Origin of the sequence: Phenylobacterium sp. (genome assembly GCF_044372605.1) — a bacterium.
Taxonomy (GTDB): domain Bacteria; phylum Pseudomonadota; class Alphaproteobacteria; order Caulobacterales; family Caulobacteraceae; genus Phenylobacterium.
Map to the genome: position 1 here is coordinate 28018 of NZ_JBILRO010000004.1, position 15951 is coordinate 43968.

Genomic DNA, 15951 nt, shown 5'->3' on the forward strand with positions numbered 1-15951 from the left:
TGCGGCCTGCGGCACAGGTGCGTGACATGACCAACCTGCTTGACCAAGGCCGGTGACCAACCTAGCGTTGGCGGCATGACCATCAACGTCAACATTGGCGAGGCCAAGACGCGCCTCTCGGAACTTGTCAGCCGCGCGCTTGAGGGTGAGGAAGTCATCCTTCAGAAGGCCGGACGACCGGTTCTGAAGCTGATGCCGCTGGTCGAGGCGGGCAGGCTGGAGGCCGAACGGGTCGCAGCCCGTCGCACCGCCGGCGTTGGTGCGTTCCAGGCGGCGTTTTCGGGGCAGGATCTCAGCCTTGAGGCCTTGAAGGCCGATCGCGACGACCCGCTTGTGCGGTTCCGGAGGAAATTTGGACCTGCTGCTTGATACGCACGTCCTGGTCTGGTTCGCGGCCGGGGACAGGCGTCTTGGGCCGGACTTCCTCAGCCTGCTGCCGGACCCCGGCACACGCCTGTTCGTCAGCGCGGTGACGGCGCACGAATACGTCGATCTGCTGATGCGTGGACGCTTTGGCCAAGGCGTCGACCTGGATCAACTGCGCGACGTCATGGGCTTTCATCTGCTCGATTTTCCGGCCGAATGCCGCGCGGTCGTCCAGACGCTGCCGGACATTCACCGCGACCCCGTCGACCGCATGCTCATCGCCCACGCCATCACACTCGACCTGCCCCTGGCGACCGCCGACACCACGCTGGCGCGCTATCCGGTGCGGGTTGTGTGGTGAGGCTGGTGGGGTAGCCGGTGTGCGGTTGAGGGTTAGCCAGGGTGTCGGCTGATTTCTGAAGCCTCGGCGATGGAGCCCTGTTGCTGCCGTCCCGCCTTTGCTACACAGCGCGCCCTCCAAAGGTCCCCGCGCATGTCCGGCTACAGTCTGGGTATCGATTTCGGCACCACCAACACCGTGCTGGCGCTCGCTGATGCGAACGGACCCGCGCGTCTGGTGACGTTTCCGGCGCCCGAGGGGGAGCTGTTTGCGTTTCGTAGCTGCCTCTCGTTCCATGCCCCCGCCGAGGCGCCGCAGGATCGGCAGATCGCCGCCGGGCCCTGGGCTATCGACGCCTATGTGGAGGACCCGGCGGAAACGCGGTTCATCCAGTCGTTCAAGAGTTTCGCCGCGCAGGAGAGCTTTACCGAGACCCAGATCCTGGGGCGGCGCTACCGGTTCGAGGATCTGCTCTCCACGTTTCTGCTGAAGGTGCGCGACTATGCGGGCGGCGCGCTCTCAGGGCTGCCGGATCGGGTGATCGTGGGCAGGCCGGTCACCTTTGTCGGCGGTTCGCCGAAGGAGAGCCTGGCGCTGGAGCGCTACGAGATCGCCTTCCAGCGGATGGGCGTGCGCGAGGTGCTCTATGCCTATGAGCCGGTCGGCGCGGCCTTCTTCTTTGCGCGGGCGCTTAAGGAGGACGCCACCGTGCTGGTGGGCGACTTCGGCGGCGGCACCTCGGACTTCTCGATCATCCGGTTTGAACGGCACGGCGGCGAGATGCGGGCGATCCCGCTGGGTCGGGCGGGCGTGGGGGTGGCGGGCGATGCATTTGACTACCGGATCATCGACAGCCTGGTCTCGCCGGAGCTGGGCAAGGGGTCGAGCTACGAGAGCTTCGGCAAGGTGCTGCCGATCCCCAACCGCTACTACGCCGCCTTCGCGCGCTGGGATCAGCTGGCGATGATGCGGGCCAGCCGCGACATGCGCGAGATCCGCAAGCTGGTGCGCGAGGCGGTGGAGCCGGAGAAGATCACGCGGCTGGTGGAGACGCTGGACGAGAACTACGGCTACCGCCTCTACCGTGCCGTCTCGAAACTGAAGGAGACGCTGTCGACCGAAGCGATGGCGGAGTTCCGGTTCGAGGCGGGATCGATCCGGATTGTCCGCGATGTGGCCCGCGCGCAGTTCGAGGGCTGGATCGCGCCGGAGCTGGCGAAGATCGAGGTCGCGGTGGATCAGGCGCTGGCGGACGCCGGGCTGCCGGCGGGCGGCATCGACCGGGTGTTCCTGACAGGCGGGTCGTCGCTGGTGCCGGCGGTGCGCGCGATCTTCCATCGCCGGTTCGAATCCGGCCGCATCGAGACCGGCGCGGAACTGGAGTCCATCGCCTCAGGTCTGGCCCTGATGGCCCGCGAACGCGACCTCAGCCAGTGGACGGCGCGTTCGGGGACTTGAGCTGAGCCCCTTCGCCCCTTGTGGGAGAAGGTGGCCGCCGCAGGCGGTCGGATGAGGGGTCGAAGAACCTCTCAAGCAAGCTCTGGAAACATCTGCGGAGAGACCGGCGCGACCCCTCATCCGTCAGGCTTCGCCTGCCACCTTCTCCCGCAAGGGGCGAAGGGGTCCTTGGGCCTTCGTCTCTTGGTCTCGCCGCACCGATTAAAGGAGGGTTGTTGTAAAATTAAACGATTTTGGACGTCACATCAAACATAGATGAAATACAGACCAGCCGCTGAGGAAACAATAATTGTCAAGAAAGCAGCGACTGTAATTTTACTTGTGTTTTCTCGCCGATAATTATCTGCATCGAATTGTTTTCGTGATTGTTGGTCAGATTGCCATTCGTTCAGCAGATAAATCGAGATCAAAAATAATCCAATTCCAATAATTCTCGCCACGTAGGATTCGAGCGAAGTCAACAAAACGCCAGCCGAAAAGCACCCTGACGATAACAACAGGGAGTATTTTCTCATTTCAATCGACCACTATTTGACTGTCTTTTGCTCAAAAATACGAAAAGCACCGGCGACAATTGAACTGAGTACCAGCCGGATTGGCCCGGCCGCGCAATTCAAATCAGAGATTGTCGCGAGTTTCACCTCAATGAAGCGCCCCCACGCGAGGGGGAGACCCCTAAGGCGCCACCTCCGCGCCGAACGCCGCGACATCCTCGATCAGCGAGGCGGCCGCCATCTTGACCAGCTCCCCGCCCTTTTCCGGGCTCGCCTGGCCGGGGTCGGAGCCCATGCGCCCGTCGGCGTAGCGGGCGCGGAAGTCGGCGGCTTCGCGGATGGGGCCGGTGGGGGCGATCTGCGGGGCGTAGTTGGCGGTCTTGATGGCGTCCGGATAGGCCCACTGGGTGACGGCGATCTCCGACGGCGTGGCGTGGCTGCCGTGGCCGGTGGGGAACTGGCGGCCGGCCAGACCCATCACGCCCTTCAGCTCCCACCAGTTCTTCTGCTTGCAGGCGAAGCCGCGCTTGCCGCCGGAATAGCTGACCTCGGCGTAGAGTTCCGAGAAGGCCGCATCGATGGTGGCGGTGTTCCCGCCGTGGCCGTTCAGGAAATAGATCTTCTCGAACCCGTGGTGCGCCAGGCTCCGCACCCAGTCGCCGATCGCCAGCATGAAGGTGGAGGGGCGCAGCGCGATGGTGCCGGGGAAGTCCAGATGGTGCTGGGCCATGCCGATGTTGAAGGTGGGCGCCACCAGGATGTCGCCGGTCTTCTGGGCCTCATGGGCGATGATCTCCGGGCAGAGCCAGTCGGTGCCCAGCAGGCCGGTGGGTCCGTGCTGCTCGTTGGAGCCGATGGGCACGACCACCGTCTTTGACCGCGCCAGAAAGCCCTCGATCTCGGCCCAGGTGGACAGGTGCAGCAACATATGGAGGGTCCCTTCGCGTGCGAGCGTGCGGCCCATTACCGACCGGGTCGAGCGCCGAGGTCAATCGCAACTCCCCGGTGTCATCCCGGTTTTCGTGAAACGAAAGACCGGGACCCATAAACTCCGTGCATCGATCACAGGGCGAAGCGTTACCACCTCGCGAGGACTTGCAGCGCGGAGTTCATGGGTCCCGGTCTTTCTCCTGCGGAGAAAACCGGGATGACACTCCTGGGGGTGATGGTGCCGGATTGCCCGCAGCTGTTTTTGCGGGTCCTGCTCAGTACCGACCAGGTCAATCGCCGGAAACTTCGATCCGCAGGTCGGAGGCCTGCATGCCCACCAGTCGCCACCCGCCCTTGGCCCTGGCGAAGGTCAGCAGGCAGCGATCTGGCGCCCGGGCGTCGGCCAGGCACGCGCGGTTCCCGTCGATGGCCTTCATTTGCCCGGCGATCTGATCGACACCCGGCGCGGTGGTCAGAGCCTGGCTGGAGCCCGCGCGCACCAGGTGCACCGCGTCCGGCCCGATCATCCGATCGAGCGCAAACTCCGAGGGCCCGCCCTCCACATCCAGCACCCTGGACCGTGCGACCTCGGACATCTGCCGCCGGACATCGTCGCGGACGGCCGGGCGGTCAATCTCGGCCTCGAAGGCGACGCGATCACCCTTGGCCGCCGCAGCCAGCAGGCGGGCGGCGGACTCAGTGGCGCCTCTGGGCGCAGCGTCGCCGCAACCGGCGAGGCCGGCCGAGACAAACGCAATCACGAGGAGGCGGCGAATCATCGCTGGAAGGTCTGCGGACGCGGACGCAGGGGCAAGGGTCCTTCGCACACGTGTTGCGCATACGGGCCGTCTGCGCTTAGTCCCTGCGTGGAAGTTCCTGCGGGAGATTGAGCGTGTCCGACGGCGAAGTGTTTCCGGTTCCCGAGGCCTGGGCGAAGAAAGCCCATATGAATGCGGCGGCCTATGACGCCGCCCTGCGTCGTGTGGACGCTGACCCCGAGGGGTACTGGACTGACATCGGCCGCCGGCTCGACTGGATGACCCCGTTTACCGAGGTCAAGGATGTCTCGTTCCACAAGGAAGACTTCCGCGTCCGCTGGTACGCCGACGGGGTGCTGAACGTTTCGGTCAACTGCCTGGACCGGCACCTCAAGAGCAACGGCGATACCGTCGCCCTGATCTGGGAAAACGACGACGGCAGCGTCCACGACAAGCTGACCTATCGCCAGCTGCACGCCGAGGTCTGCCGCTGGGCCAATGTGCTGAAGGCGCGCGGCGTCAAGAAGGGCGATCGGGTCACCATCTATCTGCCGATGATCCCGGCGGCGGCGGCCTCGATGTTGGCCTGCGCAAGGATCGGCGCGGTGCATTCGGTGGTGTTCGGCGGCTTCTCGCCCGACAGCATCGCCGGGCGAATCCAGGACTGCGATTCGAAGGTCGTCATTACCGCCAACGAGGGCCTGCGCGGCGGCAAGGTTGTGCCGCTGAAGGCCAATGTGGACGAGGCGTTGAAGTCGTGTCCCGGCGTGACCGACGTGATCGTGGTGCGTCGGACGAACACCGAGGTTCCGATGGTCGAGGGTCGCGACGCCTGGTTCTCGGACCTGAAGAAGACCGTCTCCGACAGTTGCGACCCGGAGCCGATGAACGCCGAGGATCCGCTGTTCATCCTCTATACGTCGGGATCGACCGGCAAGCCCAAGGGCGTGCTGCACACCACCGGGGGCTATCTGGCCTGGGCCAGCTGGACGCATGAAACCGTGTTCGACTACCGACCCGGCGAGGTGTTCTGGTGCACGGCCGACGTGGGTTGGGTGACCGGTCACAGTTATGTGGTCTATGGGCCGCTGGCCAATGGCGCCACCAGCCTGATCTTCGAGGGCGTACCCAACTACCCGACCACGTCGCGCTTCTGGGAAGTTTGCGACAAGCATCAGGTGGAGATCTTTTACACCGCGCCCACGGCGCTGCGGGCCCTGATGCGGGAGGGCGACGAGCCGGTGACCCGCACCTCGCGCAGCTCGATCCGGTTGCTGGGCACGGTGGGTGAGCCGATCAACCCCGAGGCCTGGCTCTGGTATCACCGGGTGGTGGGCGAGGGGCGGTGCCCGATCGTCGACACCTGGTGGCAGACTGAAACCGGCGCCTGTCTGATGACGCCCCTGCCCGGCGCGCACGCCCTGAAGCCGGGGTCCTGCGCCAAGCCCTTGCCCGGCGTGATGCCGCAACTGGTGGACGCCGAGGGCAAGGTGCTGGACGGCGCGATCAGCGGAAACCTGTGCATCACCGACAGCTGGCCCGGCCAGATGCGCACGGTCTATGGCGACCACCAGCGCTTCATCGACACCTACTTCTCCACCTACCCCGGCAAGTACTTCACCGGCGATGGCGCCCGGCGCGACGCCGACGGCTACTACTGGATCACCGGCCGGGTGGATGACGTGATCAACGTCTCCGGCCACCGGCTGGGCACCGCCGAGATCGAGAGCGCGCTGGTGGGCCATACCGCCGTCGCAGAGGCGGCCGTCGTGGGCTATCCGCACGATATCAAGGGGCAGGGCATCTACTGCTATGTCACCCTGAAGGTCGGGGTAGACGCGACCGATGCCTTGCAGGCGGATCTGCGCGGCCACGTGCGGCGCGAGATCGGGCCCTTCGCCGCACCTGATGTGATCCAGTTTGCACCCGGTCTGCCCAAGACCCGCTCGGGCAAGATCATGCGCCGCATCCTGCGCAAGATCGCGGAGGATGATCTTTCCAACCTGGGCGACATCTCCACCCTGGCCGAACCGGCCGTGGTGGATGACCTGGTGAAGAACCGCGCGGCGCGGCGCGGCGATGACGAGATCATCAGCGACGGTCAACGGGTCTCGACCCGGGAGATCGAAGCCGTTCTGGCGGGTCACGGCGCCGTCGCCGAAGCTGCGGCCGTCGGGTTCCCGTCGGCTGGGCGGGGCGAGGCGGTCTGGGCGTTCGTGACGCCGGAACCGGGCGCCATGGTCAGCGACGTGCTGGCTGCGGACCTCAAGGGCTGGGTGCGCCGCCAGCTGGGCGCCCAGGCCGTGCCGGAGATGGTGCAGTTCGGACCCCTGCCCAAGACGCCATCCGGCGAAGTGGTCCGGCCGCTGCTGGAACGGATCGCCGCGACGGGCGAGGCGGGCGATGTCTCCGGCCTGGCCGACACGGCGGTGGCGGACTATCTGGTGAAGACCCGGGCCGACGCCCAGGGCTGATGTCACCGGATCTGCCGCCCGCGCTTCGTAGCGCCATCGACCGGGAGATGGCCGGGGTCTCACGCCAGTCGATGGCGGCGCGGACCGCCGCCACCACGACGGCCTATCGTGCCGGCGGGACCTCGGCGTCTGCCATCCGGGGGCGGGACGATGCGCTGGCCTATGCGCTGGCGCGCCTGCCGGCGACCTATGCCGCCTGCGCCGAGGTCTTCAGCGAGGCCGGGCGGATGATCCCGGGGTTCTCGCCGCAGAGTCTGCTGGACGCGGGATGCGGCCCCGGCGGCGGCAGCTGGGCGGCGCTTGAGGCCTGGCCGGCCCTGAAGCAGGTGACCTGGCTGGACGCCAACCCGCCTTTCCTGGAGCTGGCCCAGCGGCTGGCGGCGGGCAGTGCGCTGGCCGCCGCGGCCGTCCGCCGCGGCGATTTGCTGGCCGGAGACTACCCAGGCGCGGATCTGGTGCTGGCCAGCTACGCCCTCGCCGAGATCGCGGAGGCGGACCTCGCGCGGGTCACAGGCCATCTGTGGGCGGCGTGCAGCGGCGTGCTGGCCCTGGTCGAGCCCGGCACGCCAGCGGGATATGCGCGGCTTCTGGCGGCCCGGCGTGTCCTGATCGACGCCGGCGCGGTGGTCGCAGCGCCCTGTCCGCACGAGGAGGCCTGCCCGCTGATCGACCCCGACTGGTGTCACTTCAGTGTGCGCCTGGCGCGCAGCCGCGACCATCGTCTGGCCAAGGGCGCCGAGGTTCCCTACGAGGACGAGAAGTACGCCTATCTGCTGGTGGCCCGACCCGGCCTCGGGATCGCGCCGCGACACCCCCGCGTGCTGGATCGGCCCCGGGTGGGCAAGCCGGGCATCGAGCTCAAACTCTGCGGCCCGGACGGTGTGGAGCGACGCTTCGTCGCCCGCCGCGACAAGTCCGCCCATGCGGTGGCCCGTCGGCTTGACTGGGGCGACGTTCATGAGGGGTGAGCGCGAGCCCGGCGTGGGCCGGAGGGTGACCGCCGGCTAGCCGTCTGATCCTGTCCGGGTGGAGAAGGGCACCACGATGGCTGCGTCGGCAGCGATGCGCGCCCGGCCCTGCTCCTCGAGCTTGCGGATTTCTGCCTGCAGGTGGGGCGCCATGAAATCGATGAAGGCGCGGACGCGGGGCGTGTCCTTTAACTCGCGGCGGGTGACGATCCATGACGAAATGCGGGCTTCCAGGATGACGTCGGAGCAACGCAGCAGGTCGGTATCAATATCGCCGATGGTGGTGGGCAAAGCTCCGATCCCGAGGCCAGCCTTTACGGCATAGACCATACTGGCCATGCTGTTGGACCGGGTGATCGGGATCTTGCCGCCGGAATGGCGCTTCACCCAGGCCGCCGCCGGGGTCTCGCCCATCTCACTGGAAACATCGATGAGGTCGTGGTGGGGGAGGTCTTCGGCGGCGGCAGGCACGCCGCGTCGGACGGCGTATTCCCGGCTGCAATACAGCGCTATGTCGTGGTCGCAGATCTTGCGGGCGACCAGATCGGAGGTGGCGAGGGACTGGCCGGTGCGGATGGCGAGATCCGCCTCACCACCTTCCAGGTCCAGCGACCGGTCGGTGACCATCAGATCCACCTGCACATCAGGATGGATCGCCCGGAAAGCCCCGAGCGCCGGAATCACCATGACGTTGGCCACCAGTTCGGTGGTGGTCAGCCGGAGCGCGCCTGAGACACCGCGCATCTGCATGGCCGCCAGATTGGCGAACCGGATGGCCGCGCGCTCGACGTTTTCCGCCTCACCGATCAGGCTCTGGCCCGCCTCCGTCACCCGACTGCCGGTCTGACCCCGCTCAAATAGCTTGAAACCCAGGTTCTGCTCCAGGCTCTCGATCCGGCGCGCCACGGTGGTCTGGTTGACGCCAAGGGCCTTGGAGGCCGCAAGCGTGGAGCCGCCGCGGGCCACCGCCAGAAAGGCTTTGAGGTCGTTCCAGTCGAACATGTCGCCACTCTGCAGTTATGCAGACCTGATCTGCAAGCGCACCTACACGCGATGTGAGCGCCCCATCCGTATCTGGGGTGGACGAAGTGTGTTGCAAGGTCAGGGTTTCCCGGGGCTCCCAGCCCCGACCGGGGTGATCCTCAGAGCGTGAAGACGTCCCCATCGCGGACTTCGACACGCCAAGGGGCCAGATCATCGCCGGCGCACGGCCCGGCCACGCAGTGACCGTCCATGCTGAACAGCGCACCATGTCCGGCGCAGAAAATGTGGCGGGCGTCGCGCGTGAGGTAGCGATCATCCATGGGGGCCAGGGGCCATCCGGCATGGGGGCAACTGTCGACAAACCCGCGCGCTGCATCGCCCTGGCGGATGACGAAGCCGGCAAATATCCGCGAGCCTTCGCGAAACCGGAAACTCTTGCCGCCGGGATCGGTGATCTCGCTCAGGGCGCAAAGCCGCAGGCCTGCGGGCGGTCGCGCCGGGTTGTCGGGTTCAAAGCTGGCCAAGGGTGGCCTTGAACGCCTTGACGTCCACCCGCTCCCAGAGGCCCGCCAGGGTGTAGGGGTCGTGGGCGTTGAGGGCGACGGCGGCGGCATGGTCGGGCGCGTCCACGATCAGCATGGAGCCGGCCATCTGACCCTCGTCGTCCAGCATGGGGCCCCCCAGCTTCAGCATTCCGGCCTTGTCGCGCATATAGGCCAGATGAGCATCACGGGTAGCCATCCGCAGGTCGAGAGACCCCGGCTTGTCGACACAGAACAGAACAAACAGCGGCATCTAGTTTTCCTCTCTCAACGGGCGTGACAGCAGCTCGTGGATCGCCACATCGACACCCACCTTGCCGTCAAGGATGGCCGCGACGGCCTCGCAGATCGGTGTCTCCACGCCCAGTTTCCGGGCGAGGTCGCGCACGGCGGGCGCCGAGGCCACGCCCTCAGCCACCGACAGTTTTCCGGTTAGAGCCTCTTCCAGCGTCAGCCCCTTGCCCAGCGCCAGACCCACGCTCATGTTGCGCGACTGCGGGCTGGAGCAGGTCAGCACCAGATCGCCAAGGCCGCAGAGCCCGGCCACGGTCTCGGCCTCGCCGCCCAGGGCTATGGCCAGCCGGGTCAACTCCGAGAAGCCGCGGGTGATCAGCGCCGCGTGGGCCGAACGGCCGAGACCCCGGCCCTCGACGATGCCACAGGCGATGGCCAGCACATTCTTGACCGCGCCGCCGGCCTCCGCGCCGATCATGTCCGTCGCGAAATAGGGTCTGAACATCGGCGTGGCGATCGCTTCAGCCAGCCTCTCCGCCTGCGCCATGTCCGGGCAGGCCAGGGTGACAGCGGTGGGCAGGCCGCGGGCCACCTCGGCGGCGAAGCTGGGCCCTGACAGGACGGCCGGCGCGGCCCCGGGCAAGGTTTCGGCCAGCACCTCGGTCATCAGTTTCAACGAGCCCTGCTCCACGCCCTTCGAGCAAAGCAGGACCGGCAAGCCAGGTCGGGCATGGGATGCGAAGGCCAGCAGCGTCGTGCGCATGTGCTGCGCGGGCGGCACGGCCAGAACCAGATCGGCGCCGGCCAGGTCGGACAGCTGACCCGTGGCGCGGATCTGCGGCTCCAGTGGAATGCCGGCCAGGAAGCTGACGTTCTCGTGGCGGGCGTTGATGGTTTCCACCACGTCCGGCTCGCGCGCCCACAGGATCACCTCACGGCCGGCGCGTGCGCAGACCTGGGCCAGCGCCGTACCCCAGGCGCCGCCGCCCATGACGCCGACGCGGATCATGCCTTGGCGCCCTTCCGACCGGCAGGGTGCATCGGGTGGGCCGCCGCCGCGATCTGATCCAGCGGCCAGCGCGGGCGGGCGATGGCGTCCATCCCGTCCGTCAGCCCCAGCGCCAGCCGCTCGGCGCCGGCCAGGGCGATCATGGCGGCATTGTCGGTACAGTAGGCCAGCGGCGGCGCATCAAAGCTGAAGCCATTGGACGTGGCGACCGCCTGCAGGGCGGCGCGGACAGCTCTATTGGCGGCGACCCCACCGGCGACCACAAACCGGAGCCCGGCCTCGGCATGATCCGGCGCATAGGCCTGCATCGCGCGTGCGCTCTTCTCGGCGAGCTGGCCCGCGATCGCCGCCTGCACGCAGGCCGCCAGGTCCCGGCGAGCTGTCGGGTCGGAGACGCCCTCCGCCAGCCTTGCTGCGGCGGTCTTCAGTCCCGAGAAGGAGAAGTCGCAGTCCTTCCGCCCCAGCAGCATGCGGGGAAGTGTAAACTGGCCGGGATCGCCACCCTCGGCCAGCGCCTCCAGCGCCGGACCGCCCGGGTAGGGCAGGCCCATGGCCTTGGCGATCTTGTCGAAGGCCTCGCCCGCGGCATCGTCGAGGGTGGAGCCCAGCCGTCGACACGCGCCGACGCCGGCCACCTCCAGCAACTGGCAATGCCCGCCCGAGACCAGCAGCAACAGGAACGGATAGCCGATGTCGGCGCCCAGACGCGCCGAGACGGCGTGTCCCTCGAGGTGGTTCACCGCTACCAGCGGCAGACCCCGCGCGAGCGCCACAGCCTTGCCGAACGACAGGCCCACCATCACCCCGCCCACCAGGCCGGGGCCCGCCGTCGCCGCAACCCCGGTCAGATCGCCGTAGCCCAGCCCCGCCTCACGCAGCGCCGTCTCGGCGATCGCGTCGATGGACTCCACGTGTGCCCGCGCCGCGATCTCGGGCACGACCCCGCCATAGGGGGCATGCGCCGCGATCTGGCTGCCGACGATCGACGACAGCACCTCGGCGCGACCATCATCATGGCGGCGCACGACGGCCGCAGCCGTTTCGTCGCAGCTGGTCTCGAGACCTAGAACCGTTTGGCTGGGGGTCATTGGTTGCCGGGGACGGCTGGCTCCTGTAGCAGGCCTGACGCTTTACTCTGTCCGAGGTAGACCGCCGACCGTGCCCACGCAACCGCATGCCCGCACCGGACCTGTGCGCATCGGCGCGCGCGGCTCCAAGCTGAGCCTCGCCCAGGCCGGCCATATGCAACGCCGCATCGCCGCCCAGCTGGGCGTGGACCCTCAGGATGCGAGGGCGGTTGAGCAAGTGGCCCCGCTGATCGTGATCACGACCTCCGGCGACCGGATCCAGGATCGCCGCCTGCTGGAGATCGGCGGCAAGGGCCTCTTCACCAAGGAAATCGAAGAGGCCTTGATCGACGGCGCCATCGACTGCGCCATCCACTCCATGAAGGACGTGCCCTCGGTGTTGCCCGAGGGCCTGTGCATTGCCGCCATCCCCGAACGTGAAGACCCGCGCGATGCGTTCCTGAGTCGGGGACCCCTGACCCTGGAAGACCTGCCGGACGGCGCGACGCTGGGCACCGCCAGCCTGCGGCGACAGGCCCAGTGCCTCTATCGGCGGCCCGATCTGAAGGTCCAGATGCTGCGCGGCAATGTGGACACACGCCTGGCCAAGCTGGCTGCGGGCGACGCCGACGCCATCCTGCTGGCCTATTCCGGTCTGCGCCGGCTTGGGCTGGGCGACCTGCCCAAGAGCCTGATCGATCCCCGCCAGGCACCGCCGGCGCCGGGGCAGGGGGCGCTCGCCATCGAGGTGCGGGAGGCTGACCGCGACCTGCCGTGGGTTCAGGCCCTGGTCTGCGAGACCACCACCCTGTGCGTCACGGCCGAACGCGGCGCCCTGATCGCGCTGGAGGGGTCCTGCCGTACGCCGGTGGGCGCTCATGCGTGGCTCGAGGGCGGCGCGCTGCATCTGATCGTCGAGGCCCTCTCGCCCGGGGGAACCCTGCGGTTCCGCCACACGGGCGAGTCCGAGGTCACCCGCTTGTCCGACCCGCTGGCTTCGGCCCACGACCTTGGCCTTTCGCTGGGACAGGCCATCAAGGACGAGGCGGGCGACGACATCGTCCTCTGAACGCCGCTTCCTGATTGGCGCGGAGCGATAGGGTCGGATAACAGTAACGCCTGATGGCGCGCAGGCAGAAAATCTGGATTACCCGGGCTCAGCCCGGAGCGGACGTAACGGCCGAGCGCGTGCGCGCCATGGGGCATGATGCGGTGGTCGCGCCGTTGCTTGAGGTCCGGCTGCTGCCGGAGGCGACGGTGGACCTTCGCGGTGTTGTCGCCCTGGCCTTCACCAGCGCCAATGGCGTCCGCGCCTTTGCCGACAAGAGCGGTGAGCGGGCTCTGACGGCATTTGCCGTGGGCGCTGCGACGGCGCTCGCGGCCCGCAAGGCCGGGTTCAAATCCGTGCTGTCGGCGAACGGCGATGTCCTGGCCCTCGCGGAAGGCATCGCGGCGCGGCGCAATGAACTGCGCGGTGTGGTCCTGCATCCCGGCGCCTTCGATCTCGCCGGTGATCTGGTGGGCGCGCTCGAGAAGCACCGCGTGGAGGCGCGTCGGCTCACACTGTACGAGACCGTGCCGATCGAAACGGATGATGCCGCAGCGGAGGTCCTGTGCCGCAGCGACGCGGTGCTTTTGCACTCGGCACGCGCCGCCGAGGCCCTGGCCAGGGTCCTGAAGCGCCACCCCGCGCCGCAGATGCGCGCATTGGGTTTGTCCAGGGCGGTGCTGCAGCCTTTGGGTCGCATCGCAACGGGGGGTAAGCTCTATCCGCCGTTTCCGCTTGAAGCGGCGCTCCTGAACCTGATTGATCGACGTTCATGACCCCATCGGACACCGAAGCCCCCAGGGATCCCGCGACCTACCGGCCCAGGCCTTTGCTCGGTCTCGGCTTCTGGGTGTTCATGGCGTTCGGTGTGCTTTGCGTGCTGGCCGGCGCCGCCGTGGCGCTGCTGGGTCCCCGTCTCCTGACACCTCGCACCGGGCCGGAGGCGGTTTCGACGGTCGCACCCCAGACCATGCCACAGCCGCAGGCTCCAGGGGTCCTGTATCCGGCGAACGCTGAACCCGCCCCGCGCCCCTCGGAGGAGGTCGCCCGGCTGAGGGCGCGGATTGCCATTCTGGAGAGCCAGGGGTCCCGCTCCACGGAGGCTGCGACGGCAGCTCTGGCCGCCGCCGCCCTGATGGATGCCGCCCAGACATCGCGTCCGTTCGCCGGAGAACTTGGCGAGCTGCGCGGCGCCGCGCCCGAACTGCCGGAACTGGCCGCGCTCAGCCGCCTGGCGACGACAGGCGCGCCAAGCCGGGCCGCGCTCGCCGCGGGCTTCGAAGACATCGCCGCCCGGGTGGCCAGTCGATCCCGGAAACCGTCCACGGATGCGGGGCTCTGGGCGACGATCTCCTACACGATCGGCAAGGTCGTGACCCTGCGGCGGGTTGATGATGTCGAGGGCGAAGGAACCGACGCCCTGGTGGCGCGCGCGGAACTGGCGTTGCGGGAGGGCGATGTGGTCGGCGCACTCAAGCTGCTGGATCGCCTGCCGCCGAAGGGCCGCGAGGCCGTGGCGGTCTGGCGCGAGGGCGCCGAACGCCGCGCCGCCATTGACCGTGAGGTGGCCGCCCTTCGCGCCCGCGCGCTCCGCGATCTTGATCCCGGCGTGGCGGCGTCACCGGGGGCTGCCCTATGATCCGCGCCAGCTTTGTCCTGCTGCTGCTGGTGGCCGCCGCTGTCGGCGCGCTCACCCTGGCTGGTGAGCCGGGCCGGGCGAGCATCACCTGGCTGGGCTGGCGCGCTGACATGACGGCGGCGGCGGCGATCCTGATCGCGCTGGGGGTGGGCCTGCTGGCGGCCTTCATCTGGCGAATGATCCTGTGGGTGCTGGGCGCGCCGCGCCGCGCCGAAAGGGCGCGCGCCGAGGCCCGGCGGCGCCAGACGCTCGACCTGCTGGGCCGGGGCTTTGTGGCCGTGGCGGCCGGCGATGGATCAGAAGCCCTGCGACTGTCCAAGAAGGCTGCGGAACTGGCCGAGGCGCCCGGCCTCGTGCGGGTATTGGCGGCGCAGTCGGCGGAAGCCGCCGGCGACGTGGCCCAGGCCCAGGCGGCCTATACCGCCATGCTGGGCTTTCCGGAGATGCGGCTGGCCGGCCATCGCGGCCTGATGCAGCTGGCCCTGGGCCAGGGCGCCCGGGAGACCGCGCTGCGCCACGCCCAGGAAGCCTATGGCGAAAAGCGATCTGCCCGCTGGGCCTGGCGCGCGATCCTGGAGGCCCGGCTGGAGGCCGGTGACTGGGAGGGCGGACTGGAGCTGGTGAAGAGCGCGCTGGACCGCAGGATTGTGCCGCCGGTGGTGGCCGAGCGCGCCCGGGCGGCCTTGCTGGCGGCCTCTGCAGCCCAGCTTGAGCACGCCCCTGAACCGCGCGCGCGGTCCCTCGCCCGGGATCAGGCTGTCGAAGCCGCCAAGCTGCAACCGGCCTTTGCGCCCGGCGTGGTGATGGCGGCCCGTCTGCTGGCCCAGGATAACAAGCTGGGCCGGGCCACCGCGGCCCTGGAGAGCGCCTGGCGGGCGCGGCCGCATCCGGCGCTATGGTTGGCCTATCGTGATCTCAAGACCGACGAGACCCCCAGACAGCGCGCCGCGCGGCTGGCGCAATTGGCCGCCGTCAACCCGACGCACCGGGAAAGCCTGATCCTCTATGTCGAGCAGGCCCTGGTCACGGGCGATGCCGCCGGTGCGCTGTCAGCCGCGCGCGCGCTGGAGCCTGAGCCGGTGACCGCCCGGATTGCGGGGCTGATGGCGCGGGCCGCCTTTGCCGCCGGCGCTGTCGATGAGGCCCGCATGTGGCTGGCCCGGGGCCTCAACGCCCCGCCCGAGCCGGACTGGTCCGATCTTGATCCCGAGGGCCGCGCCTTCGCCTATCACGCCTCGGACTGGGCGCGGCTGGTGATTACCTTTGCCGAGACCGGCGACCTTATTCACCCGCGTCACGAACGTCGCGAGCGCACCCTGCGTGAACTCCCGGACCTGCCTATCGCCTACGCCAATGCGGGGCCGATGTTGATCGAGCCTGTGCTCTACGCAGTGGACGAGGACTATGATCAGCCCGAAGCCGGGCGGCCTCTCCCCTGACCCTTCCCAAATCGACCCGGCACAGGTACAAGCCCGCGTCCCCGGACAGGAGCCGCCTTAGCTCAGCCGGTAGAGCACCGCATTCGTAATGCGGGGGTCAGGTGTTCGAGTCACCTAGGCGGCACCATTTGTTCCGGCGCGCGGCGCCCGTCAGGCGGGCGCGGTCCTAAGTAGGACACTCGGGCATCAGCTAAGGGCAGC

General features: G+C 68.3%; 16 protein-coding genes, 1 tRNA gene and 1 pseudogene. 11 read left to right on the plus strand and 7 right to left on the minus strand.

Translation table 11 applies throughout. The features are described 5' to 3' along the window. Window positions 1–75 precede the first annotated feature (75 nt). The 3 genes from ACIQ42_RS00885 to ACIQ42_RS00895 all read left to right on the plus strand — a co-directional run bounded on the left by ACIQ42_RS00885 (window position 76) and on the right by ACIQ42_RS00895 (window position 2164). Window positions 76–369, plus strand: a complete 294-nt coding sequence (locus tag ACIQ42_RS00885) for a type II toxin-antitoxin system Phd/YefM family antitoxin (protein WP_397420342.1) — start codon at window positions 76–78, stop codon at window positions 367–369. Next, window positions 353–727, plus strand: a complete 375-nt coding sequence (locus ACIQ42_RS00890; RefSeq protein ID WP_397420343.1) for a type II toxin-antitoxin system VapC family toxin — start codon at window positions 353–355, stop codon at window positions 725–727. Before ACIQ42_RS00885 ends, ACIQ42_RS00890 begins: the two co-directional genes overlap by 17 nt. Before the next feature lie 132 nt (window positions 728–859). Next, on the plus strand, window positions 860–2164 hold the full coding sequence (locus ACIQ42_RS00895; RefSeq protein ID WP_397420344.1) for an Hsp70 family protein: 1305 nt from the start codon (window positions 860–862) through the stop codon (window positions 2162–2164). Between the two features lie 675 nt (window positions 2165–2839). Here the strand turns inward: ACIQ42_RS00895 and ACIQ42_RS00900 are convergent. Both ACIQ42_RS00900 and ACIQ42_RS00905 read right to left on the minus strand, forming a co-directional pair. Then, a complete protein-coding gene (locus tag ACIQ42_RS00900) occupies window positions 2840–3586 on the minus strand; it encodes a creatininase family protein (RefSeq protein ID WP_397420345.1) in 747 nt (248 codons plus the stop codon). Window positions 3587–3878: 292 nt separating this feature from the next. Beyond that, a complete protein-coding gene (locus tag ACIQ42_RS00905) occupies window positions 3879–4367 on the minus strand; it encodes a hypothetical protein (RefSeq protein ID WP_397420346.1) in 489 nt (162 codons plus the stop codon). A gap of 167 nt (window positions 4368–4534) precedes the next feature. Here ACIQ42_RS00905 and acs point away from each other — a divergent pair. The 3 genes and pseudogenes from acs to ACIQ42_RS00920 form a co-directional block, all read left to right on the plus strand. Further along, window positions 4535–6412, plus strand: a pseudogene (gene acs / locus ACIQ42_RS00910) (acetate--CoA ligase); the annotation flags it as partial. Beyond that, a complete protein-coding gene (locus tag ACIQ42_RS00915) occupies window positions 6398–6820 on the plus strand; it encodes a hypothetical protein (protein ID WP_397420359.1) in 423 nt (140 codons plus the stop codon). The pseudogene acs and the gene ACIQ42_RS00915, both read left to right, overlap by 15 nt. Next, a complete protein-coding gene (locus ACIQ42_RS00920) occupies window positions 6820–7788 on the plus strand; it encodes a small ribosomal subunit Rsm22 family protein (RefSeq protein WP_397420347.1) in 969 nt (322 codons plus the stop codon). The genes ACIQ42_RS00915 and ACIQ42_RS00920 overlap by 1 nt, the downstream gene beginning before the upstream one ends. A 36-nt stretch (window positions 7789–7824) precedes the next feature. Here the strand turns inward: ACIQ42_RS00920 and ACIQ42_RS00925 are convergent, their stop codons facing one another. The 5 genes from ACIQ42_RS00925 to tsaD all read right to left on the minus strand — a co-directional run bounded on the left by ACIQ42_RS00925 (window position 7825) and on the right by tsaD (window position 11645). Beyond that, a complete protein-coding gene (locus ACIQ42_RS00925) occupies window positions 7825–8790 on the minus strand; it encodes a LysR family transcriptional regulator (protein WP_397420348.1) in 966 nt (321 codons plus the stop codon). Window positions 8791–8930: 140 nt separating this feature from the next. Next, complete coding sequence (locus ACIQ42_RS00930) at window positions 8931–9296, minus strand: Rieske (2Fe-2S) protein (RefSeq protein WP_397420349.1); 366 nt, start codon at window positions 9294–9296, stop codon at window positions 8931–8933. Next, window positions 9283–9567: a YciI family protein gene (locus ACIQ42_RS00935; protein WP_397420350.1), complete on the minus strand. Its 285-nt coding sequence runs from the start codon at window positions 9565–9567 to the stop codon at window positions 9283–9285. Before ACIQ42_RS00935 ends, ACIQ42_RS00930 begins: the two co-directional genes overlap by 14 nt. After that, on the minus strand, window positions 9568–10557 hold the full coding sequence (locus tag ACIQ42_RS00940) for an NAD(P)H-dependent glycerol-3-phosphate dehydrogenase (RefSeq protein ID WP_397420351.1): 990 nt from the start codon (window positions 10555–10557) through the stop codon (window positions 9568–9570). Further along, window positions 10554–11645: a tRNA (adenosine(37)-N6)-threonylcarbamoyltransferase complex transferase subunit TsaD gene (gene tsaD / locus ACIQ42_RS00945; RefSeq protein WP_397420352.1), complete on the minus strand. Its 1092-nt coding sequence runs from the start codon at window positions 11643–11645 to the stop codon at window positions 10554–10556. The genes ACIQ42_RS00940 and tsaD overlap by 4 nt, the downstream gene beginning before the upstream one ends. Window positions 11646–11715: 70 nt before the next feature. Here tsaD and hemC point away from each other — a divergent pair, with 70 nt between their 5' ends. The 5 genes from hemC to ACIQ42_RS00970 all read left to right on the plus strand — a co-directional run bounded on the left by hemC (window position 11716) and on the right by ACIQ42_RS00970 (window position 15877). Continuing rightward, window positions 11716–12693, plus strand: a complete 978-nt coding sequence (gene hemC / locus ACIQ42_RS00950; RefSeq protein WP_397420353.1) for a hydroxymethylbilane synthase — start codon at window positions 11716–11718, stop codon at window positions 12691–12693. A 53-nt stretch (window positions 12694–12746) separates the two neighbouring features. After that, window positions 12747–13448, plus strand: coding sequence for a uroporphyrinogen-III synthase (locus tag ACIQ42_RS00955; protein ID WP_397420354.1), 702 nt, complete (start codon window positions 12747–12749; stop codon window positions 13446–13448). Then, window positions 13445–14311, plus strand: a complete 867-nt coding sequence (locus ACIQ42_RS00960) for a COG4223 family protein (RefSeq protein WP_397420355.1) — start codon at window positions 13445–13447, stop codon at window positions 14309–14311. The genes ACIQ42_RS00955 and ACIQ42_RS00960 overlap by 4 nt, the downstream gene beginning before the upstream one ends. Next, window positions 14308–15750 (plus strand): heme biosynthesis protein HemY, encoded by a 1443-nt coding sequence (locus tag ACIQ42_RS00965; protein WP_397420356.1) that lies wholly within the window; start codon window positions 14308–14310, stop codon window positions 15748–15750. Before ACIQ42_RS00960 ends, ACIQ42_RS00965 begins: the two co-directional genes overlap by 4 nt. Window positions 15751–15801: 51 nt before the next feature. Further along, a tRNA-Thr gene (locus tag ACIQ42_RS00970) sits at window positions 15802–15877 on the plus strand. The last annotated feature ends 74 nt before the right edge of the window (window positions 15878–15951 follow it).